This is a genomic window from Variovorax sp. WS11 (assembly GCF_010499245.1).
GTDB lineage: Bacteria > Pseudomonadota > Gammaproteobacteria > Burkholderiales > Burkholderiaceae_C > Variovorax.
Window position 1 is genome coordinate 3,632,253 of record NZ_JAAGOW010000001.1, and the last position, 22,040, is coordinate 3,654,292.

General features: G+C 67.5%; 22 protein-coding genes and 1 tRNA gene. 11 read left to right on the forward strand and 12 right to left on the reverse strand.

Translation table 11 applies throughout. From position 1 onward, the window contains the following. Positions 1 to 10 precede the first annotated feature (10 nt). The 5 genes from ftsA (at position 11) to GXN78_RS17905 (ending at position 4,090) form a co-directional block, all read left to right on the forward strand. A complete protein-coding gene (gene ftsA, locus GXN78_RS17890) occupies positions 11 to 1,240 on the forward strand; it encodes a cell division protein FtsA (protein ID WP_106558531.1) in 1,230 nt (409 codons plus the stop codon). 157 nt (positions 1,241 to 1,397) lie between these two features. Beyond that, complete coding sequence (gene ftsZ / locus GXN78_RS17895; protein WP_106558530.1) at positions 1,398 to 2,603, forward strand: cell division protein FtsZ; 1,206 nt, start codon at positions 1,398 to 1,400, stop codon at positions 2,601 to 2,603. Between the two features lie 79 nt (positions 2,604 to 2,682). Next, positions 2,683 to 3,606: a UDP-3-O-acyl-N-acetylglucosamine deacetylase gene (gene lpxC, locus GXN78_RS17900; RefSeq protein WP_181360609.1), complete on the forward strand. Its 924-nt coding sequence runs from the start codon at positions 2,683 to 2,685 to the stop codon at positions 3,604 to 3,606. A 13-nt stretch (positions 3,607 to 3,619) separates the two neighbouring features. Continuing rightward, positions 3,620 to 3,796 carry a hypothetical protein gene (locus GXN78_RS40860; protein ID WP_181360608.1) on the forward strand — a complete coding sequence of 59 codons (177 nt, stop codon included), beginning with the start codon at positions 3,620 to 3,622 and terminating at the stop codon, positions 3,794 to 3,796. 33 nt (positions 3,797 to 3,829) lie between these two features. Further along, complete coding sequence (locus GXN78_RS17905) at positions 3,830 to 4,090, forward strand: AbrB/MazE/SpoVT family DNA-binding domain-containing protein (protein WP_106558528.1); 261 nt, start codon at positions 3,830 to 3,832, stop codon at positions 4,088 to 4,090. Between the two features lie 126 nt (positions 4,091 to 4,216). Here GXN78_RS17905 and GXN78_RS17910 read toward each other — a convergent pair whose 3' ends face one another. Further along, positions 4,217 to 4,519: a hypothetical protein gene (locus GXN78_RS17910; protein ID WP_146163102.1), complete on the reverse strand. Its 303-nt coding sequence runs from the start codon at positions 4,517 to 4,519 to the stop codon at positions 4,217 to 4,219. Between the two features lie 915 nt (positions 4,520 to 5,434). Here GXN78_RS17910 and GXN78_RS17915 point away from each other — a divergent pair. Both GXN78_RS17915 and GXN78_RS17920 read left to right on the forward strand, forming a co-directional pair. Continuing rightward, positions 5,435 to 6,073 carry a hypothetical protein gene (locus tag GXN78_RS17915; RefSeq protein WP_164255524.1) on the forward strand — a complete coding sequence of 213 codons (639 nt, stop codon included), beginning with the start codon at positions 5,435 to 5,437 and terminating at the stop codon, positions 6,071 to 6,073. 148 nt (positions 6,074 to 6,221) lie between these two features. Continuing rightward, positions 6,222 to 6,824, forward strand: a complete 603-nt coding sequence (locus GXN78_RS17920; protein ID WP_164255526.1) for a hypothetical protein — start codon at positions 6,222 to 6,224, stop codon at positions 6,822 to 6,824. Between the two features lie 281 nt (positions 6,825 to 7,105). Here the strand turns inward: GXN78_RS17920 and GXN78_RS17925 are convergent, their stop codons facing one another. From GXN78_RS17925 to GXN78_RS17940, 4 genes are all read right to left on the reverse strand, one after another. Continuing rightward, entirely contained in the window at positions 7,106 to 8,143 is a 1,038-nt protein-coding gene (locus GXN78_RS17925) for a transglutaminase family protein (protein ID WP_146162979.1), read from the reverse strand. Positions 8,144 to 8,255: 112 nt separating this feature from the next. Then, positions 8,256 to 8,804, reverse strand: coding sequence for a crossover junction endodeoxyribonuclease RuvC (gene ruvC, locus GXN78_RS17930; protein ID WP_106554942.1), 549 nt, complete (start codon positions 8,802 to 8,804; stop codon positions 8,256 to 8,258). Between the two features lie 13 nt (positions 8,805 to 8,817). Next, entirely contained in the window at positions 8,818 to 9,888 is a 1,071-nt protein-coding gene (locus GXN78_RS17935; protein WP_106554941.1) for a phosphatidate cytidylyltransferase, read from the reverse strand. After that, positions 9,889 to 10,674: a lysophospholipid acyltransferase family protein gene (locus GXN78_RS17940; RefSeq protein ID WP_106554940.1), complete on the reverse strand. Its 786-nt coding sequence runs from the start codon at positions 10,672 to 10,674 to the stop codon at positions 9,889 to 9,891. Between the two features lie 91 nt (positions 10,675 to 10,765). Between GXN78_RS17940 and GXN78_RS17945 the strand changes: the two genes are divergently transcribed. Continuing rightward, positions 10,766 to 10,841, forward strand: a tRNA-Gly gene (locus GXN78_RS17945). A gap of 37 nt (positions 10,842 to 10,878) precedes the next feature. Here the strand turns inward: GXN78_RS17945 and mtgA are convergent. The 5 genes from mtgA to GXN78_RS17970 are packed head-to-tail and all read right to left on the reverse strand — an operon-like array spanning position 10,879 to position 16,037. Then, positions 10,879 to 11,628 carry a monofunctional biosynthetic peptidoglycan transglycosylase gene (gene mtgA / locus GXN78_RS17950; protein ID WP_106554939.1) on the reverse strand — a complete coding sequence of 250 codons (750 nt, stop codon included), beginning with the start codon at positions 11,626 to 11,628 and terminating at the stop codon, positions 10,879 to 10,881. After that, the gene (gene aroE, locus GXN78_RS17955; protein WP_106554938.1) at positions 11,625 to 12,467 is read right to left on the reverse strand and encodes a shikimate dehydrogenase; all 843 of its coding nucleotides are present in this window, start codon (positions 12,465 to 12,467) and stop codon (positions 11,625 to 11,627) included. The genes mtgA and aroE overlap by 4 nt, the downstream gene beginning before the upstream one ends. Before the next feature lie 10 nt (positions 12,468 to 12,477). Beyond that, entirely contained in the window at positions 12,478 to 13,344 is an 867-nt protein-coding gene (locus tag GXN78_RS17960; RefSeq protein WP_106554937.1) for a TonB C-terminal domain-containing protein, read from the reverse strand. Next, positions 13,341 to 15,401, reverse strand: a complete 2,061-nt coding sequence (locus tag GXN78_RS17965) for an RNB domain-containing ribonuclease (protein ID WP_106554936.1) — start codon at positions 15,399 to 15,401, stop codon at positions 13,341 to 13,343. The genes GXN78_RS17960 and GXN78_RS17965 overlap by 4 nt, the downstream gene beginning before the upstream one ends. A gap of 39 nt (positions 15,402 to 15,440) precedes the next feature. Continuing rightward, on the reverse strand, positions 15,441 to 16,037 hold the full coding sequence (locus tag GXN78_RS17970) for a YqiA/YcfP family alpha/beta fold hydrolase (protein ID WP_106554935.1): 597 nt from the start codon (positions 16,035 to 16,037) through the stop codon (positions 15,441 to 15,443). An 88-nt stretch (positions 16,038 to 16,125) separates the two neighbouring features. On the opposite strand from GXN78_RS17970, the gene rodA reads away from it, so the two are divergent. The 3 genes from rodA (at position 16,126) to GXN78_RS17985 (ending at position 20,111) form a co-directional block, all read left to right on the forward strand. Then, complete coding sequence (gene rodA / locus GXN78_RS17975; RefSeq protein ID WP_106554934.1) at positions 16,126 to 17,283, forward strand: rod shape-determining protein RodA; 1,158 nt, start codon at positions 16,126 to 16,128, stop codon at positions 17,281 to 17,283. 33 nt (positions 17,284 to 17,316) lie between these two features. Then, positions 17,317 to 18,777, forward strand: coding sequence for a metalloprotease TldD (gene tldD, locus GXN78_RS17980; protein WP_106554933.1), 1,461 nt, complete (start codon positions 17,317 to 17,319; stop codon positions 18,775 to 18,777). Positions 18,778 to 18,992: 215 nt separating this feature from the next. Continuing rightward, entirely contained in the window at positions 18,993 to 20,111 is a 1,119-nt protein-coding gene (locus GXN78_RS17985; RefSeq protein WP_106554932.1) for a 3-deoxy-7-phosphoheptulonate synthase, read from the forward strand. Positions 20,112 to 20,118: 7 nt separating this feature from the next. Here GXN78_RS17985 and GXN78_RS17990 read toward each other — a convergent pair whose 3' ends face one another. Both GXN78_RS17990 and mpl read right to left on the reverse strand, forming a co-directional pair. Beyond that, entirely contained in the window at positions 20,119 to 20,619 is a 501-nt protein-coding gene (locus GXN78_RS17990; RefSeq protein WP_106554931.1) for a cupin domain-containing protein, read from the reverse strand. Between the two features lie 4 nt (positions 20,620 to 20,623). Beyond that, positions 20,624 to 22,036, reverse strand: a complete 1,413-nt coding sequence (gene mpl, locus GXN78_RS17995) for a UDP-N-acetylmuramate:L-alanyl-gamma-D-glutamyl-meso-diaminopimelate ligase (protein ID WP_106554930.1) — start codon at positions 22,034 to 22,036, stop codon at positions 20,624 to 20,626. Positions 22,037 to 22,040: the final 4 nt, after the last annotated feature.

Genomic DNA, 22,040 nt, shown 5'->3' on the forward strand with positions numbered 1-22,040 from the left:
GAGGAAATTCATGTCCAAGGAATACAAAGACCTGGTCGTCGGACTCGACATCGGAACCGCCAAGGTGATGGCGGTGGTGGCCGAGGTGCTGCCCACCGGCGAGCTCAAGCTGGCGGGGCTGGGCATCGCGCCCAGCAACGGGCTCAAGCGCGGCGTGGTGGTGAACATCGACGCCACGGTGCAGAGCATCCAGCAGGCGCTCAAGGAAGCGGAGCTGATGGCCGACTGCAAGATCAGCCGCGTCTACACCGGCATCACGGGCAGCCACATCCGCGGCATCAATTCGAGCGGCATGGTGGCGGTCAAGGACAAGGAAGTCACGCAGGCCGACGTGGCGCGCGTGGTGGAGACCGCGCGCGCGATCAACATCTCCAGCGACCAGCGCCTGCTGCTGGTCGAGCCGCAAGAGTTCGTGATCGACGGCCAGGACGTGAAGGAGCCGATCGGCATGAGCGGCATGCGGCTCGAAGCCAAGGTGCACATCGTCACCGGCGCGCAGAGCGCGGCCGAGAACATCATCAAGTGCGTGCGCCGCTGCGGGCTCGAAGTCGACCAGCTGATGCTCAACCCGCTCGCTTCCAGCCAGGCGGTGCTGACCGAGGACGAGCGCGAGCTGGGCGTGGTGCTGGTGGACATCGGCGCCGGCACCACCGACGTGGCCATCTTCACCAACGGCGCGATCCGCCACACGGCGGTGATCCCGATCGCGGGCGACCTCATTACCAGCGACATCGCGATGGCGCTGCGAACGCCCACCAAGGACGCCGAGGACATCAAGGTCGAGAACGGCTATGCCAAGCAGCTGCTGGCCGATCCCGACACGCAGGTCGAAGTGCCCGGGCTCGGCGATCGCGGGCCGCGCATGCTCAGCAAGCAGGCGCTGGCCGGCGTGATCGAGCCGCGAGTGGAAGAGATCTTCTCGCTGGTGCAGCAGGTGGTGCGCGAGTCGGGCTACGAGGAGGTGCTGTCCTCCGGCGTGGTGCTGACCGGCGGCAGCGCGGTGATGCCAGGGATGGTCGAGCTGGGCGAGGACATCTTCCTCAAGCCGGTGCGCCGCGGCATCCCCAAGTATTCGAGCGCCCTGTCGGACATGGTCGCGCAGCCGCGCGCAGCGACCGTGATGGGCCTGCTGGAGGAGGCGCGCTATGCACGGCTGCGCGGCTTCAAGGTCGCCCAGAAGAACGGCTCCGTAAAGACCGCCTTCGGCCGCTTCAAGGACTTCATCGTGGGGAACTTCTGAAGATGGACAGCACACCACTTTGGCTCGTGCGGGGAAGTCCCCCTCGACATTTCAACGAGCGATGGCGGCGCACCGGACCGCCTTGGGAGGGCAGACGGTGACCCTCAAAACAACACATTCGTACAAACAAGGCAACTGCAAATTCAAGGAGTCAGAAATGGCCATCGAAATGATCGAAATCGAAGAGTTCAACCAAGGCACCCAGATCAAGGTGATCGGCGTGGGCGGCGGCGGCGGCAACGCGGTCTCGCACATGATCGAGCGCCGCGTACAGGGCGTCGAGTTCATCTGCGCGAACACCGATGCGCAGGCGCTCCAGCGCAGCAACGCGCACAAGACCATCCAGCTCGGCACCAACGGGCTGGGCGCGGGCAGCAAGCCCGAGAAGGGCCGCGACGCGGCGGAAGCGGCGGTCGACGACATCCGCGGCGCGATCAACGGCGCCCACATGCTGTTCATCACGGCCGGCATGGGCGGCGGCACCGGCACCGGCGCGGCGCCGGTGATCGCGCGCGTGGCCAAGGAGATGGGCATCCTCACGGTGGGCGTGGTCACCAAGCCCTTCGACTGGGAAGGTGGCCGCCGCATGACCAATGCCGACGCCGGCCTGACCGAGCTGGAAGCGAACGTCGACTCGCTGATCGTGGTGCTCAACGAGAAGCTGCTCGACGTGCTGGGCGAGGATGTCACGCAGGACGAGGCCTTCGCGCATGCCAACGACGTGCTGAAGAACGCCGTGGGCGGGATCTCGGAGATCATCAACGAGTACGGCGGCGTGAACGTCGACTTCGAGGACGTGCGCACCGTGATGGGCGAGCCGGGCAAGGCCATGATGGGCACTGCCGCGGCCTCGGGCCCGGACCGCGCGCGCATCGCGGCGGAACAGGCCGTGGCCTGCCCGCTGCTCGAAGGCATCGACCTCTCGGGCGCCAAGGGCGTGCTGGTGCTGGTGACGGCGTCGAAGAATTCGCTGAAGCTGAGCGAATCGAAGCTGGCCATGACCACCATCCGCGCCTTCGCGGCGGAAGACGCGCACGTGATCTACGGTGCCGCCTACGACGACAGCCTGGGCGACGAGATGCGCGTGACCGTGGTCGCCACCGGCCTGTCGCGCCAGGACGCGCGCCGCCAGGCGCCGACGCTGGAAGTGATCCGCACCGGCACCGACAACATCCCGTTCGGCGTGCCGACGCTCGGCGGCACCGTGCAGGGCCACCCCAGCCAGCCCAACTACGACGGCATGGCCGTGCCCAGCGTGTGGCGGACCAACCGCACCATGGCCGCGGCCAAGGTGGACGCGCTGTCGACGGGCGGGATGGACGACATCGAGATCCCGGCCTTCCTGCGCAGGCAGGCAGACTGATCGGTCCGACATGGTGGCTATTGCGGAGATAGCGAGGCGCACGGCGCGCCGGATGCCTCGCGCTCCTAAAATCGCTGCCGTGCTCCAACAACGAACCCTGAAATCCATCACCCGCGCGGTCGGCGTGGGGCTGCACAGCGGCCAGCGCGTCGAGCTGACGCTCCGGCCGGCGCCCATCGATGCCGGCATCGTGTTCCGCCGCGTCGACCTGCCCGAGCCGGTGGACATCCTCATGCGCGCCGAGGCCGTGACCGACACGCGGCTGGCCTCCACCGTGTCCACCAACGGGGCCAAGGTGCAGACGGTCGAACACCTGATGTCGGCCTGCGCGGGCCTGGGCATCGACAACCTGCAGATCGACATCACCGCCGACGAGGTGCCGATCCTCGACGGTTCCGCCTCGTCCTTCGTGTTCCTGCTGCAGAGCGCGGGCATCGTGCTGCAGGATGCGCCGCGCCGCTTCATCAAGGTCACGAAGCCGGTCGAGGTGCGCGAGGGCGAAGGCCACGACCTCAAGTGGGCGCGCCTCGTGCCCTACCACGGCTACAAGCTGAGCTTCGAGATCGACTTCGACCACCGCGTGGTCAACGCCAGCGGCCAGCGCTTCGAATTCGACCTGGGCTCGGGCTCCTACAGCCGCGACATCGCGCGCGCGCGCACCTTCGGCTTCACCAAGGAGGTCGAGTACATGCGCTCCAAGGGGCTGGCGCTGGGCGGCGGGCTCGACAACGCGATCGTGATGGACGACACCAAGGTGCTCAATGCCGGCGGGCTGCGCTACGACGACGAGTTCGTCAAGCACAAGATCCTCGACGCCATGGGCGACCTCTACGTCATCGGCCGCCCGCTGCTCGCGGCCTACAGCGCCTTCCGCTCGGGCCATGCGCTCAACAACAAGCTGCTGCGCGAATTGCTGGCCCAGAAAGACGCTTACGAGATCGTCAGCTTCGACGACCAGCGCCAGGCGCCGGCCGGCTTCGCCGAAGTCGCGCGGGCCTGGTAGGCATCCCCCGGCAATGCTGCTGTTCCGCTGGGCCATCCTGCTGCTCCTGCTGGTGGCCGGCGTTTCCTTCGCCTTCTATGCCGGGACCGGGCAGGCCAAGTACAAGCGCTTCGGCTGGATCGTGCTCAAGTGGACGCTGCTGGCGGCCTTTGGGTTCTTTGCGGTGCTGATCGCCGAGCGGGCGCTCTGAATCGAAGTCCTCTACCTTTTTGTAAGAAGCACCGTGCAGACCACGCTCGGCTCGAAGGGCCTGATGACGCTGCCGAGCGCTGCGAGAGCGCGGCTGGGCCTGAAAGCAGGCGACCGGCTTCTGGTGACGGTGGTGGATGACAACACCATCGTTCTGAAGCGACAGCCCTCGACCTCCATCAAGGATTTGCGTGGCCTTCTCGCCCGTCCCAAGCGGGCGCTCTCTGTGGAAGACATGGACACCAGCATCGCCGAGCACATGCGCGAGAAGCACCGCTCCGGCACCAGGAAGTGACCGCGCTCGATACCAACCTGCTGGTCATACGGGTTCGCGAGCTCGCGTCGCCCTTGGCATAGACCTCGTCGATGGAGGCGATGTCCATTCCGGTCGGAAACACGTTTCACGGGGCGCAGCGAGCTATCAGGCTGCCCCGGATTGCCTCTCCACCTCATGTCGTATTCCATCCTTGTTGATTCGACAGCACCATTTCGCCGCGACGGCCCAGCTTGCACTGCTTACATTTCGCTCCACTGCTCCGTCAGCAATCAAATTGTTGGGTTTGCCGTCTGCATCGGAGTCGGCCTCGTAGACATGCACCTGCAATCCCTCACGAAGCAATATTGTTTCGCCGGCGGAGTTCGTTCGTATATCCGTCTTCGATAGCAGTACCAGATCAGGTGCCAGCATTTCGTTGAAGTCCACAGAGATGCGAGCTTGTTCCACTTCTTGCTCCTTTCACCTGCGCATGTTGGGTGGCACAGGGTTAGATATCGTCGGCGTGAAGAGCCGCTCAAGTTGCGCGGGGGTTAACCCGTCGACCGTCGCGTGGTTAGGATTGCCCGGCCTGCCATCCAGCGTCAAACGACCACCCGATGCCCGAATCTCGCCAGCGGTCGTCACGCCTACCTGATTGTGTTTGAACGCCCCCGTGAGTTCATCGACTGTCGCTCCCGGTTTGCATTGCGTAGATACCCCGTTCAAGGTTCCATCGGCCGATCTGCCAACCCCGGAGCCATTGCTAAAGTTCTCGGCCCGGCAAGCGCCCCCTCGACATACGAGCGCCGAGTCGGGCTGGCAAGCGGAACTACCGCCTGCACGCCCAGGCGACAACGAAGCGCCCGCCCTCGCACCACCACCTTCCCATGCCACCCCCACCTCCACCGCCGCCCATGCCGCCGGTTCAGCCCGAAGCCCCACCTCTGTAGGCACTCCAACGGCGACAAGTGCTTGTCGGCTGATGCCGGGGGATTTTTTGGATGCGGCATCGCAGTTGGCGAACTTGACAACCGATGGTGCAATGGCGATTGCGCCCATGGCAGCCCGTTCACGCGCTGCGTCAACTCGTCACTACGACGCGCACCTCCATGGACCAGGTCTATCGGACCCATCTGCTGCGGCGCAGCTACCGCGAGGACGGCAAAGTCAAGAACGAGGGCGTGGGCAACCTGTCGCACCTGCCCGATGAACTCATCGAGATCATCCGGCGTTCGCGCAGGGCGAGTCCTTGTGCCCGTGGCCACGGCGTTCCAGATCACGCGTGCGCCCCCACGGCCGTGTGCAGGCGGCAAGCGCCTGCGATGGCCAGCCTGGAGATGGCCGCGCTGCTGGCCTCCGCGTCGCTGCCGCGAACGCGACCTGGTGCTGGCGATGGTGGTCGCGGCGCACGTCGCCCCGCACACGAAGCTCGCCACCACCCGCTGGTGGCACACCACGACACTGGCCGAGGGCTTGAGCATCGCACAGGCCGACGAGGACGACCTGTATGCGGGCGATGGACGGCTGCTCGAGCGCCAGGATCGCATCCAGAAGCGTTCTTGGGGTCCGCGCCATCTGAGCGCTGGCGCCCTGGTGCCCGCCGACCTGTCCTCCGCTACGCGAGGGCAGCTGCCGCCCGCTGGGGTAGTCGGCTACAGCCGCGACGGTGAGAAGGGCATGCTGCAGGTCAACTACGGCCTGCTCACCGGGGCCGCGGCCCCCGGCAGCCGAATCGGTGCACGAGGCCAATGTCGCCGACAGCCGACTTTGCCGCAGGCGGTCCAGCGGCAGCGTCGCGATCGGCGTCGAGCAACTGGTGATGGTGGGCGACCGCGGCGCGCCTCCTGGGCGATCCAGGAGCTGCGCGAGACCGAAGGCTGGATGGATCAGTGCATTGAAGAGCGTCCGATTCGCGCGCTGGTCGAGCAGGGCCACCCGCAGTTGGGCTTGTTCGACGAGCGCAACCCACTTCTGCTCAGCTCGCCGGACTATCCCGGCGAGCGCCTGGTGGCGTGCTGGTGAAACCCAGAGCTGGTCGCTGCGCACGTACAAGCGTGAGGAACTTTTCGTGGCCACCGAGGCGCAACCTCCAGAAGCAGGCTCGGGGATGGCGGCTTCACGCCGGCCGGGCGGCGTCTGCGCGGGGGCGTAGGTGGTCAACCAGTACAAGATGGCCAAGCCCTTCACGCTGGCCATCGGCGAGAACGCACTTCACCTTCGCGCGGCAAGACAGACGCCATTGACGCCGAGGCGGCGCTGGATGGCACCTGCATCATCCGGTCGCGGTGAGCGCGGCGCAGATGGACTGGCCGACTGCAGGTGCGTCACGGCCAAGTCGTTGGCTAACGTCGACGGCGCGTTCCGCTGCTTGACCATCGACCTGAAGGTGCGTCCGATCCACCATCGCACCGCCGATCGGGTGCGCGCGCACATCTTCCTGTGCATGCTGGCCTACTACGTCGAGTGGCACATGCGCGAGGCTTGGGCGCCGCTGATGTTCGCCGACACCGAGCAGCTCGCCAAGGCCACGCGTGACCCCGTGGCACCGGCTACGCGCTCCAAGGCGGCGCTGGCCAAGGCAGCGCGCCACACCCTGGACGACGGCACGCCCGTGCACAGCTTCTCTACCCTGATGGCCGAGCTCGCCACCATCGTGCGCAATACCTGCCGAACCCCACAGGCTGGCCCCGAGGCGCCCACCTTCGAGCTCCTCACCAACGCGCAGCCGCTGCACCTGCGCGCGCTCGCGCTCGTGCAAAACATCAAACCGTAGACAGAAAACTTCCTCGCCAACTCAAGCAAGTGCTTGAGTCACAAGGGAATCTCGTCCGCCGCTTCGGGGAACTTCGGTCTAGCGTGACGAGGTCTCTCGGATTCCGGATCTCTTTGACCAAACCTTCCGGGTCCGTGTAGCTCAATGGATTGCCGTCCACGTAGACGGCATGGGCGACATTCATCAGTCCGATCAACAGCGCTGCCGCGGCGCCGAGCCTTCTCACCTAGTTGCTCATTGCGTTCCTCCTTGGTTGAAATTCGTTCTACGAGTTCAATGCATCAACGGTCCATGCCAGCCTTGGCCCGTTTGATCCGCTCGCGGTACGCGGCTTGCTCTTCGGCGGTCGGCGCCTTGAAGCCAAGCGCCTTGGCCTTGTGGCCCCAGTACTGCCAGCCATCACTCAACTGTTCGAACCGGGGCCGCAGGCTCACCGGGATATCGAATGGCCGGGGGTACTTGTCGATGAACTGCCGCTGCCGCAGGCCCCTGTAGCCCAGGTAGGCATTGACGATGGCCCCCATGTCCTTGGGATAGTGCTCGACCAGCAGCATGGCCAACTTGATGCGCGCCTCGTCGGCTTCATCGGTGTTCTGGGCTTGGTAGTGCTCCAGCACCGAACCGATGGTGGCGACGGCCGCTTCCTTTCGGGTCAGGGGCTGCAGGTAGACGCCGTTCGCAATGGACTCGGGCGTGATCGAGGGGAAGGTCTTGCGCTGCCACTCGTCATCGGCCCAGCCACCGCCATTGGTCGCTTCGACGCCGTACCACTGGCCGTTGTCGCCTCGGAACTTCAGGTAGAGGTGCTCGGGTGCCGAGGCCAGGGCCACGGGAATCCCAAGCTTCTGGCCCAGGATCACGAACAGCGTGGGCATGGAAATGCAGTTGCCGCGGCGCGTGTTCAGGTACACCGGCAGCAGCTTGGCCCGGGGGCTGCGGTCGTCTTCAAGGTTGTAGAGAAACGGTTGGCGCCCGCTGAGCAGGGGCGGCCGGTACAGGTAGTCGCGCAGCGCCTTGAACTTCACCAGGTTCGAGGCGCCAAGTGGAAAGGTGGCCCGGATCTCTTCGGCCAGTTGATCGATCTGCTTCGTGGTGGCCGCCACGTCGACGGATGGATCGATCATCCGATCGACCGTCAGCTTGATGACACCAAGGTCCATCCGCGACTCGGGCTGCTGAAGCAGTGCCCGAACCGTCTTGAGGTCGGAGTCGTAGGACGCGGGAGCAAGGCGCTGCGCGTGGGCGTGCGATGCCATGAGCAGCATCAGCAATACCCATGGCAGTGCCGCCCGCATGGCGGTACTGACGAAGGTTTTCACCGTTCTTGTTCTGTGTAAGCGTGTGTGACGGCGCGGAGGATATATCGCCGTGCGAGCCGTCACCTGAGGGTCAATCCCTATGCGAACGCGGCGGTCCGCTTCAGCAGCCGCTCTAGCGCGTCCGCCCCTTCCGATACATCCCGCTGGTGCTGCGCGTCAGCACCGCCGCCTGCCCGATCCGCGCCATCGAGCTGCCCACATGCGCATGGGTGATCGCGATGCCCAGCGCGTCGGCCGCATCGCTGCCCGGCACGCCGGGCAACTGCAGCAGGCGCCGCACCATCTCCTGCACCTGCGCCTTGGCGGCGCGGCCGTGGCCGGCGACGGCCTGCTTCATCTGCAGGGCGGTGTACTCGGCCACGGGCAGGGCGTTCGTCACCAGCGCCGTGAGGCAGGCGCCGCGCGCCTGCCCGAGCAGCAGGGTGGATTGCGGATTGACGTTGACGAACACGATCTCCACCGCCGCTGCGTCGGGCTTGTAGCGGGCCACGATCTCGCCGATGCCGTCGAAAAGCACCTTGAGCCGCGCCGGCAGCTCGCCTTGCGACACGCTGCGGGTGCTGATGGTGCCACTGGCGACGTAGCGCAGCGCATGGCCGTCCATGTCCACCAAGCCGAAGCCGGTGGTCTGCAGGCCGGGGTCGATGCCGAGGATGCGCATGCCAGGCCGCGCCTCAGGCACCGAAGTACCAGCGTACCGAATGGAAGAACACCGGGGCCGCGAAGCACAGTGCGTCGACGCGGTCCAGCAAGCCGTTGGCCCCGGTCACGCCCACGCCGCGCCGGCCCCAGTTGGGAATGCCGCGGTCGCGCTTGAGCGCTTTCATCACCAGGTGGCCCATCGAGCCGGCCACGCAGGCGAGCAGGGAGACGGCCAGCGCCTGGCCGAAGCGGAAGGGCGTGATAAAGGAGAACAGCGCGCCCACCACGCTCGCGATCGCCATGCCGATGGCCCAGCTGCGCCAGTTGAAGCTGCGGCTCACATGCGGCGCGGCAGGCGCGTCCCTGAAGAGCCAGTCGCCGACGCGCTGCAGGCGCCCGCCGGATGCTTCGGCGTCTTCCGCGGCCGCTTCTTCGCCGGGCAGGCTGCCGCGCCGCGCAATCAGGTGCTGCACCAGCACGCAGGTCTGCACGACGAAGACCAGGAAGAACACGAGAAAGGCGCTCTTGCCCTCGTAGCCGGGGAAGGTGAGCAGCAGCAGCGCCGGCACATGGCTCATGCCGTAGACGCAGACCATGATGCCCCACTGCAGCTTGGCGTTGCGTTCGAGGAAGTGGTTGGGGTCGTCGGCCAGCGCGCTCACCACCGGGATGGCGAGGAAGACGTAGACCGGGATGAACACGGTGAAGAGGTCGAAGCGGGCCGTCGCCACCAGCCAGAACTGGATCGGCAGCACCACGAAGAAGGCCAGGATCAGGCTGCGATGGTCGCCGCGCCGCGTCGGCGACAGCGTGATGAACTCGCGCAACGCGAAGAAGGAGATCAGCGCGAACAGCACGGTGGCCACCGTCTCGCCCAGGGCCCAGCCGATCCAGAAGATCACCGCCATGAACCAGGTGGTGCCCAGCAGCCGGCGGAAATGCGCCAGCTCGCGCTGCCAGCGCTCGTCGTGCCGCGGGTTGCGGCGCTCGCGGAAGCTCAGCAGGAAGGCCACGATGCTCACCATCACGAGCAGACCGAAGACGATGAAGAACAGGGCCGCGACCTGGTGGGTGGGCGAGAGCTGGCGGAGGTATTCGTTCATCTACACATACCGCAATGCGATCACCGCTTCGCGCGCGCGGTCGAGGAAAGGGCGGCGCTCTTCGCTCTCCTCGAGGCGCACCGGCTCACCGAAGGTGACCGAGCAGAGGATCGGCACCGGCACCACCTCGCCCTTGGGCATCACGCGCTGCACGTTGTCGATCCAGGCCGGCACCAGTACGGCCTCGGGGAACATCTGCGCCAGCGTGTAAAGGCCCGACTTGAATTTCTGCGGCTCGCCGGTGTTGCCGCGCGTGCCCTCGGGAAAGATGATGATCGAGTCGCCGCTCTGCAGCGCCTCGATCAGCGGCTGCAGCGGCAGCAGCGCTTCGGCGCTGCCCGGCTCTGGCGCGGGTGGCGCATCGGCCGGTGGCGATGCCAGTAGCAGCTCGCCCTGCATGGCGTCGACCGGTTCAGGCGCGACGACCGGCATCGCTTCTTCGAACACGGGCTCGATGCGCTCGCGGGGCGCGGCCGGCGCAGGTGCGGGTGCCGGCACGGGCGCGCTGCCGCTGCGCTCCACGTAGATCGCATTGAACACCTCGGTGGTGATCCAGCGCTTGAAGGGCGTCGTGGCCCAGTAGTCGCGCGCCGCGATCGGCCGCGTGATGCTGCGCAGCTCCTCGGGCAGCGCGGCCCAGATCATCACCAGATCAAGATGGCTCTGGTGATTGGCGAAGTAGATGCGCTGCTCGGCCTTGGGCGGGCAGCCCCACCAGCGCGCCTGGGCACCGGTGAGGAGCCGGATCAGGCCCAGCAGCACCCACCCCGTGAACTTTGCAAGCATGGCGGCGATGATACGGGCCGCGCATGCAGGTTTTTCTCCTGCCGCGGCCGAAGAGGTCTCGCGAATCCGTTATGATTCGGACCCTTCAAACGCGGGAATAGCTCAGTTGGTAGAGCGCAACCTTGCCAAGGTTGAGGTCGAGAGTTCGAGACTCTTTTCCCGCTCCAGATCCCCCCACTTCGATGCGCGCGCTGCCCCTGCAGATCAGGGCAGCTCGGCCGATGGCATGCGCGCCACGATCGTGGCCGTGCGGCCCGCGAGGTAGGCCGATCCGGACCGCCGCTCGAAGAACTTCGGGCTCGGCAGCATCACCGCCAGTTTCGCCGCCTCATGCGCGCCGAGCCGGGAGGCCGGCTTCTTGAAGTAGTGCTGCGCGGCCGCCTCTGCGCCGAAGATGCCCTCACCCCACTCCACGCTGTTGAGGTAGATCTCGAGGATGCGCTGCTTGTCCAGCAGCAGCTCCAGCGCGACCGAAAGCAGCAGCTCCTGGCCTTTGCGCAGCAGCGTGCGCTCGCCCGACAGCAGCAGGTTCTTCGCCAGCTGCTGCGTGATGGTCGAGCCGCCGCGCAGCTGCACCGGCCGCGGCTCCTTGCCGCGTGCGCGCATCTGCGCCGCACGCCGGGCAGCGATCTGCTCGGCCCTCGCATTGCGTTGGCGCGCGCGCTCGACGGCCTCCCATTCGACGCCGTTGTGATAGATGAATTCGCCGTCCTCGCTGGCGATCACCGCGCGCTTCAGGCTGTCGGCGATCTGCGAGTAGGGCACCCACTCTTGTTTCCAGCCACGCTCGCCGTTGCTGCGCCCCTCGGTCGCGAGCTGCCAGGCTTCGGAACGCTGGAAGGCGGTGGACTGCGGATCGATCACCGCCATCGCGGCGATGCGGCCGATGAAGAAGACTTCGAGCGCCACTGCCGCGAACAGCAGGCACAGCACCCAGCGCAGGATGGCCTTCACTTGCCGTCGACAACCGCGCGCAGCTCGGCCAGCACCTGCCCTGAAGGCGGCCGCACGCCGCGCCAGAGCGCGAAGGATTCGGCCGCCTGTTCGACCAGCATGCCCAGCCCGTCGCGCGGCACGGCGCCGTGTTCGCGGGCCCAGTCCATGAAGCCCGCGGCGGCCGGCCCGTACATCATGTCGACGGCCAGCGCGCCGCGCTTGAGCACGCGGGCCGACACCGGCACCTCGCCGCCGGCGAGGCTGGAGGCGGTGCCGTTCACCACCACATCGAACTCGCCGGACACCGACTGCAGTTCGTGCGCCTCCAGCGCAATGCCATGCTGCAGCGCCAGCGCTGCATGGCGTCGCACGAGGTCGATGGCCTTGGCCAGCGTGCGGTTGGCCACCACCACGCGGCGCGGGCCGGCTTCCAGCAGCGGGCCCAGCACGCCGGCCGCGGCGCCGCCGGCGCCCAGCAAGAGCAGCTCGCTGCCGGCCAGCGGCACCCCGGCGTGCTGCGTGATGTCGGCGACGAGGCCGGCGCCGTCGGTGTTGTCGCCGTGGATGCCGTCCTCGTCGAAGCGCAGCGTGTTGACCGCGCGCGCCAGCATGGCCCGTGGGCTCAGGTGCTGCGCTAGCGCCGCGGCCTCGAACTTGAAGGGCACGGTGACGTTGCAGCCGCGCGCCGTGCCGCTGGTCTCGGCGCGAAAGGCGGCCACCGCGGCCTCGAAGCCGTCCAGCGGCACCAGGCGGCGGCTGTAGTCCAGCACCTGGCCGGTGAGCTCGCCGAAGCGCGCATGAATCCAGGGCGAGCGGCTGTGCTCGACCGGGTTGCCCATCACGCAATAGAGGTCCATGGCGTCCGGCTTATTGTTTGGACGACGACGAGGAGACCTGCGTCTCGAGCGTCTCGTCGCGGGTGAACTTGAAACGTGAGGGCAGCACGATCTGGTCGGTCTGCCGCCGCATCGCGTCGGTGAACTTGCCGAAGTTGCCGATGCTGCGCACGATGGCCTGCGCGCGCCGGTCCAGGGTCGTGTTGCCCGAGCCCTCGACGACCTCGGTGCCGAGGATCGCGCCGTCGAAGTTGACGGTCACCAGCATCGTGAGCTCGCCGTAGAGCTTCCTGCCCGAGAGCTCGGGGAAGTTCTCGGTGCCTCGCGCCTCGATCTTGCGGCGCAGCGCATCGACGTAGACGGCATAGGTGGCCTCGCGCGTCGCGGGGCTGAGGTAGCGCTTCTTGGGCCGCGCGTTCTCTTCGTTCACCCGGCGCTCGATCTCGGCCAGCAACTCGATCAGCTGGCGGCGTCTTTCCTCGCGCGCCTTGGCCTCGCTGGGATTGCCCTGGTGCCGCGGATCGGGCAGCGGCATCGCGGCGAGCTGTTGCTTGATCTGCGCCAGCAGCAGCATCTGCTGGGCTTGCATGGCCTCGACCTGACGCTGGGCGTCTTCCATCGAGTCGCCGATGGCGGTGAAGGTGGAGGGCGGCAGCGGGCTGGTGGCGCGGCCGCGCTCGAGGTCGCCGCCGCCGGCCAGCGAGCTCTGGGCGATGGCCTGGGCCTTTTCGGGCCGCTCGTTGCTCTTGGCGTTGACCAGGATGACTTCGAGCGGCGTCTCGGTGAAGACCCGGTTGAAGGACTCGGGGTCGGCAAAGCGGAACGCGAGCAGCAGGGCATGCGCGGCGACCGAGATGCCGAGCGCGATTTGCAGGCTGCTCAGGTCGCGCAGGTTCATGCGGGGATCTTCTCCGGTGGCGCCGCCTCGTCGCTGTCGGCCAGGTCCACCGCGATGGCGATCGGTCCGGCGACTTCTTCTTCGTCGCCTTCGTCTTCCACAGCCGCCTCGGCCGGCGCCGTGTCGAGGCGCTCGATGACGGTGCCGTGCACGTCGAGCGCGATCTCGTCGACCTCGCCGAGCTTGACGCGCACACGCGCCCCGCGCGCAAGGCCTTGCGTACCCGTAACCTGGAACACCAGAGGCAGCGTATCAGCGCGCGCCAAGGCGCCGTTGGGCACGTCCTTGATCAGCGTCGCCTCGAGATCGGTGATGTTTTCCTGCTCCAGGTACTTGAGCGTCCAGAAGCGCTCCATGCCGCCCTGGTGCGCGTTGTAGGCGGCATAGGCGGCATCGAAGCCTGAGAGGATGGAGAACAGGTCGGCATCCTTCGGCTTGAAGGGCGCTGCCAGCGCGGCGGTCTTGCCGTGGCGCGCGGCCGCGATGATCTGCCACTGGTTCACCAGGTCGGTGTAGCGACGCAGCGGCGAGGTGCTCCAGGCATAGCTCTTCACGCCCAGGCCGGCATGCGGCAGGGCGCGGGTCCCCATGCGCACCTTGATGCCCGGCGCCAGGCTGGCCTGGCTGCGGTAGAGCGCGGGCACGCCGAGCTCGCCGAGCCAGCCGCCCCAGCTGCTGTTGGCCAGGATCATCGCTTCCGACACGATCAGGTCCAGCGGCGCGCCGCGCTGGCGGGTCGTGATCTGCACCCGCTCGTCGCCGGTGGGCTCGCCCTGGGCGTCGGGCAGGCGGAAGTTGTAGTCGGGCCGGTTGAAGCTCTCGGGCTTGCCGCGCACCACTTCGCGTTGCGCCTTCAGCTGCTTGGCGAGGCGGAACAGGAAGGACAGCGGCTGGCGCAGCCGCTTGGCGACCTCGGGCGTGCCCGCGTTGTCGACCGTGCCGTCCTCGAGCCAGGCCTGCGTGATGAAGCCATCGAGCTGGTCGTGGCGCAGGTTGGCCACGATGGGCACGCGCTCGAGGCGGGTCTCGGTGGTCTTCAGTGCCAGCGTGGCCTCGTCGAAGTCCGCGTAGAGCGAGACGGCCGGGCAGTCGCGCCCTTCCTGCAGGGTGTAGGTCTCGACCACCTCGTCGGGCAACATGGTGATCTTGTGGCCCGGCATGTAGACGGTGGACATGCGCGCGCGCGCGACCTGGTCGATGGGGCCGCCCGGCGCTAGCGCCAGGCCCGGCGCGGCGATGTGGATGCCGACGCGCACCGTGCCGCTGCCGAGGCCCGTGACCGAGAGCGCGTCGTCGATCTCGGTGGTTTGCGAGTCGTCGACCGAAAAGGCCTGCACCTCGGCCAGCGGCAGTTCGTCGGCGATGGCTGGGGCCTTGAGCGCCGGGAAGGCGGTGCCCTTGGGGAAGTTCTCGAACAGGAAACGCCGCCAGTGGAACTGGTAGGGCGAGTCGATCGCGCCCGCTTGCTGCAGCAAGTCGAGGGGCGGGCGCTGCGTGGCGCGCGCGGCCTCGACCACGGCCTTGTACTCGGGCGCGTTCTTGTCGGGCTTGAAGAGGATCTTGTAGAGCTGCTCTCGCACCGGCGCCGGGCACTCGCCGGCGCCGAGCTGCGCGGCCCATTCGGTGATCTGGGCCTGGACCTGCCTCTTCTTCTCGATGGCGGCCAGCGCCTGCTGCACGATCTCGGCCGGCGCCTTCTTGAAGCGGCCCTTGCCGGCGCGGCGGAAGTAGTGCGGCGCCTCGAACAGCGCCAGCAGCGAGGCGGCCTGCTGGGCCAGCGTGGGCTGGGCCTGGAAGTAGTCGGCGGCCAACTCGATAAAAGCAAACTCCCCCTCGGGGGCGAATTCCCAGGCCAGGTCGAGGTCCATGCCGGCGGCGAGGGCGCGCGCCTCGTCCAGCAACTGGGCCGGCGCCGGCTTCTCGAAGCGCAGCACGATGTTGGCGGCCTTGACCTTGACCCGCTTGCCGGAATCGAGCTCGACCTGTGCCGAGGCCTCCGCCTCCGACAGCACGCGTCCGCCCAGGTACTTGCCGGCTTCTTCGAACAAAACAAACATGGGGCGGATTGTCCCATGCGCCGCCGCGCGCGTAGCCGCCTAGGCGGGGTCGATGAAGGCCATCACCTCGTCCAGGTGGTGGCGCTCGAAATCGGACAGGGCGTGGTCGCTGCCTTCCAGCAGCTTGATGCGGCTTTCGGGGTAGCGCGCCGACATCTCCCGCCAGTCCAGCAGCTCGTCGCCCTTGGCGATGACGGCGAAGACGCGTTCCGGCCGCGCCAGCGGGCCCACGCCGAGGGCGCGCAACTCGTCGATGTACTCGGGCCGGAAATGGAAGTGCTCGGCCGGGTCGTGCCAGGAGGTCTGCTCGCCGATGTGCTTCGCCAGGTCGCGCGCCGGGTGGACGGCCGGGTTCAGCAGCACGGCGCGGCAACGGGTCATGCCGGCGACGTAGGTGGCGTAGAAGCCGCCCAGCGAGGAGCCGACCACCGCCATCGTGTCGCGCGGCCACTGCGCGATGCCGCGCATGACGAGCTCGATCGCTTCGTGCGGCGACGGCGGCAGCTGCGGGCACCACCAATGCAGCTGCGGGTGCCGCTCCCGGACGCGCTGTGCCACCTGCCGGGCCTTGGTCGATTGCGGCGAGGAACGGAAGCCGTGGAGGTACAGCAGGTGGGTGGTGGGCGCGGAAGTCATGCCTTAGTCTTAAATCGAGGACGGACCGATGCTCGGCGATTGTCCGTGAAGCTGGAGGATTGCGGCCGCGAGCGGATAATCCGCGCCCATGTCCGCCGCCGTGTTCCACCAGCCGTCCCTCGCGCGTCGCATCGCGCCCGTGTTCCAGGGCTTCGATGGCTTTCTCGCCTTCGCCGTGCTGTTGCTGGCCTGCGCCGGGCTGCTGACCATGTACTCGTCGGGTTACGACCACGGCACGCGCTTCATGGACCACGGCCGCAACATGCTGCTGGCCGGCTTCATCATGTTCGTGGTGGCGCAGGTGCCGCCGCAGCGGCTGATGTTCTTCGCCGTGCCGGTCTATGTGCTGGGCGTGTCGCTGCTGGTGGCGGTGATGCTGTTCGGCATCACGAAGAAGGGCGCGACGCGCTGGATCAACGTGGGCGTGGTCATCCAGCCGAGCGAGATCCTGAAGATCGCCATGCCGCTGATGCTGGCCTGGTGGTTCCAGCGCCGCGAAGGGCAGCTGCGCACCCTCGACTACGTGGTGGCGACAGTGCTGCTGGCGGTGCCGGTCGGGCTGATCATGAAGCAGCCTGACCTGGGCACCGCGCTGCTGGTGCTGGCGGCCGGCATGTCGGTGATCTTCTTCGCCGGCCTGTCGTGGAAGCTGATCGTGCCGCCCGTCATCATCGGGCTGATCGCGGTGGCGCTGATCGTGGGCTTCGAGTCGCAGCTGTGCGCCGACGGCCTCGACTGGCGAATCCTGCACGACTACCAGAAGCAGCGCATCTGCACGCTGCTCGACCCGACCAAAGACCCGCTGGGCAAGGGCTTCCACATCATCCAAGGCATGATCGCCATCGGCTCCGGCGGGATCGGCGGCAAGGGCTTCATGCAGGGCACGCAGACGCACCTGGAGTTCATTCCCGAGCGCACCACCGACTTCATCTTCGCTGCCTACTCCGAGGAGTTCGGCCTGGCCGGGAATCTGGCGCTGATCGCCGGCTTCATCTTCCTGATCTTCCGTGGCCTGGCGATCGCGCTGGACGCGCCCACGCTGTTCTCGCGCCTGCTGGCCGGTGCGGTGACCATGATCTTCTTCACCTATGCCTTCGTGAACATGGGCATGGTCAGCGGGATCCTGCCGGTGGTGGGGGTGCCCTTGCCCTTCATCAGCTATGGGGGCACCGCGATGGTGACGCTGGGGCTGGGGCTGGGCATCCTGATGTCGATCGCGCGCGCCAAGCGACTGATGCAAAGCTGAGCGCCATTCGGGGGGCGAGCCTAGAATCCTCCGATGATTTCCCGCGAACCCACCCTCGAGCGCCTCGCCACGGCGCAGCAGCTCCTGCTCACGCCCTTCGGCCTGGACGAATCGCACCTGCTGCGCGCCCTGGCGGAGATCACCGCCCACAAGGTGGACGACGCCGACCTCTACTTCCAGTACACCCGCAGCGAGGGCTGGAGCCTGGAGGAGGGCATCGTCAAGACCGGCAGCTTCAGCATCGACCAGGGCGTGGGCGTGCGCGCGGTCAGCGGCGAGAAGACGGCCTTCGCCTATTCGGATGACATTTCCGAGGCATCGCTCCTCGATGCGGCGCGCACCGTCCGCACCATTTCCGCCGCGGGACGCAACGGCCGGGTCAAGGCGCCGACGCGCAAGGTCGCGACCAGCCGCACGCTCTACGGTGGCGTGGACCCGATCTCGACGCTCGACAGCGCCGCCAAGGTCGAGCTACTGGGCAAGGTCGAGAAGCTTGCGCGCTCGCGCGATCCGCGGGTCGCCCAGGTGATGGCCGGGCTGGCGAGCGAGTACGACGTGGTGCTGGTAGCGCGCGCCGACGGCACCCTGGCCGCCGACGTGCGGCCGCTGGTGCGCCTGTCGGTCACGGTGATCGCCGAGCAGAACGGCCGGCGCGAGGTGGGCTCGGGCGGCGGCGGCGGGCGCTTCGGCCTCGCCTACTTCGACGAGGCGCGCATTGCCGAATTCGTCGACCAAGCGGTCAAGCAGGCGCTCGTCAACCTCGATTCGCGTCCGGCACCCGCGGGCGAGATGACCGTGGTGCTGGGCCCGGGCTGGCCCGGCATCCTGCTGCACGAAGCCATCGGCCACGGGCTGGAGGGCGACTTCAACCGCAAGGGGTCGAGCGCCTTCTCGGGCCGCATCGGCGAACGCGTGGCCGCCAAGGGCGTGACGGTGCTGGACGACGGCACCATCGCCGACCGCCGCGGCTCGCTCAATGTCGACGACGAGGGCAACGCCACCCAGCGCAACGTGCTGATCGAGGACGGCATCCTCAAGGGCTACATCCAGGACTCGCTCAATGCGCGGCTGATGAAGGTCAAGCCCACCGGCAACGGCCGCCGCGAGAGCTATGCGCACGTGCCGATGCCGCGCATGACCAACACTTACATGCTGGGCGGCGACAAGGTGCCCGCGGAGATCGTGGCCAGCATCAAGAAGGGCCTCTACGCCACCAACTTCGGCGGCGGCCAGGTCGACATCACCAGCGGCAAGTTCGTGTTCTCGGCCAGTGAGGCCTACTGGGTGGAGAACGGCAAGATCCAGTACCCGGTGAAGGGCGCGACCCTGGTCGGCAACGGCCCCGATGCGCTGACGCGCGTCACCATGATCGGCAACGACATGGCGCTCGATTCCGGCGTGGGCACCTGCGGCAAGGAGGGCCAGAGCGTGCCGGTCGGCGTGGGCCAGCCCACGTTGCGCATCGATGGCTTGACGGTCGGCGGCACAGCCTGAGGCCTTCGCGCAGCGGTTGCCTCGTTTTGCTGTGCTACATTCGGCCCCTATGTCTTCGCGCGTCGCGTTTTTCTTTTCGTACTTTTGGTTCCCGGACTCCGGCGGACGAGAGGCGAGCGCGTAAAGCACACTGAACACCTCCCAAAACCGCCGGCGCCCCGAGCCCCGGCGGTTTTTTTATGCCCCGATGATTCACACCCCTTGAAGGAACGACCATGAGCACGAGCAATCTCCCCGCCACCGAGAACTGGTATGCGAGCGTCGAAAAAACCAGCCGAACCGACGACGAACGCATCAAGGACATCACCGTGCTCCCGCCTCCCGAACATCTGATCCGCTTCTTCCCGATTCGCGGCACGCCGGTCGAGACGCTCATCACCGGCACCCGCCACGCCATCCACAACATCATGAGCGGCAAGGACGACCGCCTGCTGGTGGTGATGGGCCCCTGCTCGATCCACGACCCGGTCGCCGCGCTCGAGTACGCCCGGCGCCTGAAGGCCGAGCGCGAGAAGTACGCCGGTACGCTGGAGATCGTGATGCGCGTCTACTTCGAGAAGCCGCGCACCACGGTGGGCTGGAAGGGGCTGATCAACGACCCCTACCTCGACGAGAGCTACCGCATCGACGAAGGGCTGCGCATCGCGCGCCAGCTGCTGATCGAGATCAACCGCCTCGGGCTGCCGGCCGGCAGCGAATTCCTCGATGTGATCTCGCCGCAGTACATCGGCGACCTGATCTCCTGGGGCGCGATCGGTGCGCGCACCACCGAGAGCCAGGTGCATCGCGAGCTGGCCTCGGGCCTGTCGGCGCCGATCGGCTTCAAGAACGGCACCGACGGCAACATCCGCATCGCCACGGATGCGATCCAGGCGGCGGCGCGCGGCCATCACTTCCTCTCGGTGCACAAGAACGGCCAGGTTGCGATCGTGCAGACCAACGGCAACAAGGACTGCCACGTGATCCTGCGCGGCGGCAAGGCACCCAACTACGACGCCGCCAGCGTGGCCACCGCCTGCAAGGACCTGGAGGCCACCAAGCTGCCGCCGACGCTGATGGTGGACTGCAGCCATGCCAACAGCAGCAAGCAGCACCAGAAGCAGGTCGACGTGGCGAAGGACATTGCGGCGCAAATTGCGCACGGTAGCCGCAGCATCTTCGGCTTGATGGTCGAGAGCCACCTGACTGCCGGTGCCCAGAAATTCAGCGCCGGCAAGGACAACGCCGCCAACCTCGAATACGGCAAGAGCATCACCGATGCCTGCCTGGGCTGGGACGATTCGGCGCACGTGCTGGAGCTGCTGTCGCAGGCGGTCAAGGCGCGCCGGGGCTGAGGCCCGGTCAGATCAGCTCGACCAGCGCAGGCCAGTGGTGGCGCAGCAGCGCCGCCTCTTCGCCGTCGGGCTGCATGAACGAGAAGTCATTGAAGTCGAAGCCGGGGCCGACGGTGCAATGCACCAGCGTGTAGTCGGCGCTGGCTGGCGTCAGCAGCGGCCTGGCTGCCTGCCAGCGCCCTGCCGTCACGGTGTGCTGCGGATGCGTGCCATGCACGTCGACCGGCCCCAGCCGGACATGTGCAGGCGGCGTGCGCAGCGCAGCATCGCTGGTCCAGAGCGAGAGCGGGGCACCTTCGAGGTAAACCCAGACTTCGTCGGAGAGCACCCGGTGCCAGCGTGAATACTGGCCGGCTTGCAGCAGGAAATAGATGGTCGTGAGCGCCTGGCGCACCGGCCGGCCATCGTCCGGCGACACCTGTGCCTCGGAGCGGAACAGCTCGCGGTACCAGCCGCCCTCGGGATGGGGCGCCAGCTTCAGGGTGTCGATGAGCTGCTGCGCGCGCATCCGCTCATTTTGCCGCGCCTGTCGCGCGCAGGGCTGAAAGAAGCTTCTCGTGCACGCCGCCGAAGCCGCCGTTGCTCATGCAGACGATGTGGTCGCCGGGCTGCGCTGTGGCCACGATCTGGGCCACCAGGGGCTCGATTGCGCCGGCCACCCGTGCGCGTTCGCCCATCGGCGCGAGCGCGCCCGCCGCGTCCCAGTCCAGCCCGCCGCTGTGGCAGAAGGCGAGGTCGGCCTGCTCCAGGCACCAGGGCAGCTGGGCAGCCATGGTGCCCAGCTTCATCGTGTTGCTGCGCGGCTCGAAGGCGGCGAGGATGCGCTCGCCCCGATGGCCGCCGGCGTCGAGCTTGTTGCGCAGGCCATCGAGCGTGGTGCGGATGGCGGTCGGGTGGTGTGCGAAATCGTCGTAGACCGTGATCGGCCTGCCGGCCCGCTCGACCGTGCCGCGCACTTCCATGCGCCGGCGCACGTTGCGAAATCTCGCCAGCGCCGCCGCCGCCTCGGCCGGCACCACGCCCACATGCTCGGCCGCGGCGATGGCGGCCAGCGCGTTCATCTGGTTGTGCAGGCCGGACAGCGGCCATTCGACCCGGCCGACGGCCTCGCCTTGCCGCAGGACGTCGAAGGCGTCGTGCGTCCCCCGCGCCTGCCATTCGCCGCCGGTACCGAAGCGGGCCAGCTCGCTCCAGCAGCCCTGGGTCAGCACGCGCCGCAGGCTGTCCTCGGTTGCATTGACGACCACCCGGCCGCTGGCGGGGACCGTGCGCACCAGGTGGTGGAACTGCCGCTCGATCGCCGCCAGGTCGTCGAAGATGTCGGCGTGGTCGTATTCCAGGTTGTTGAGGATCGCGGTGCGCGGACGGTAGTGGACGAACTTGCTGCGTTTGTCGAAGAAGGCGGTGTCGTACTCGTCGGCCTCGATCACGAAGAGCTTCTGCGCACCGCTTCCCAGCCGGGCCGAGACGCCGAAGTCCAGCGGCACCCCGCCCACCAGGAAGCCCGGCGAGCGGCCGGCGCGCTCGAGGATCCAGGCCAGCATGGAGGTGGTGGTGGTCTTGCCGTGGGTGCCGGCAACGGCCAGCACATGCCGGCCCTGCAGCACCTGCTCCGCCAGCCACTGGGGGCCGCTGGTGTAGGGGACACCGGCGTCGAGGATCGCTTCCATCAGCGGGAACTTGGGCGCGCCGTCGGCGAGCCGGACCCGCGACACCACGTTGCCGATGACGAAGACGTCGGGCTGCAGTGCCATCTGGTCGGCGCCGAAGCCTTCGATCAGCTCGATGCCGAGGGCGCGCAACTGGTCGCTCATCGGCGGGTAGACGCCGGCATCGCAGCCGGTGACCCGGTGCCCGGCCTCGCGCGCCAGTGCGGCCAGCCCGCCCATGAAGGTGCCGCAGATGCCGAGGATGTGAATGTGCATCGGT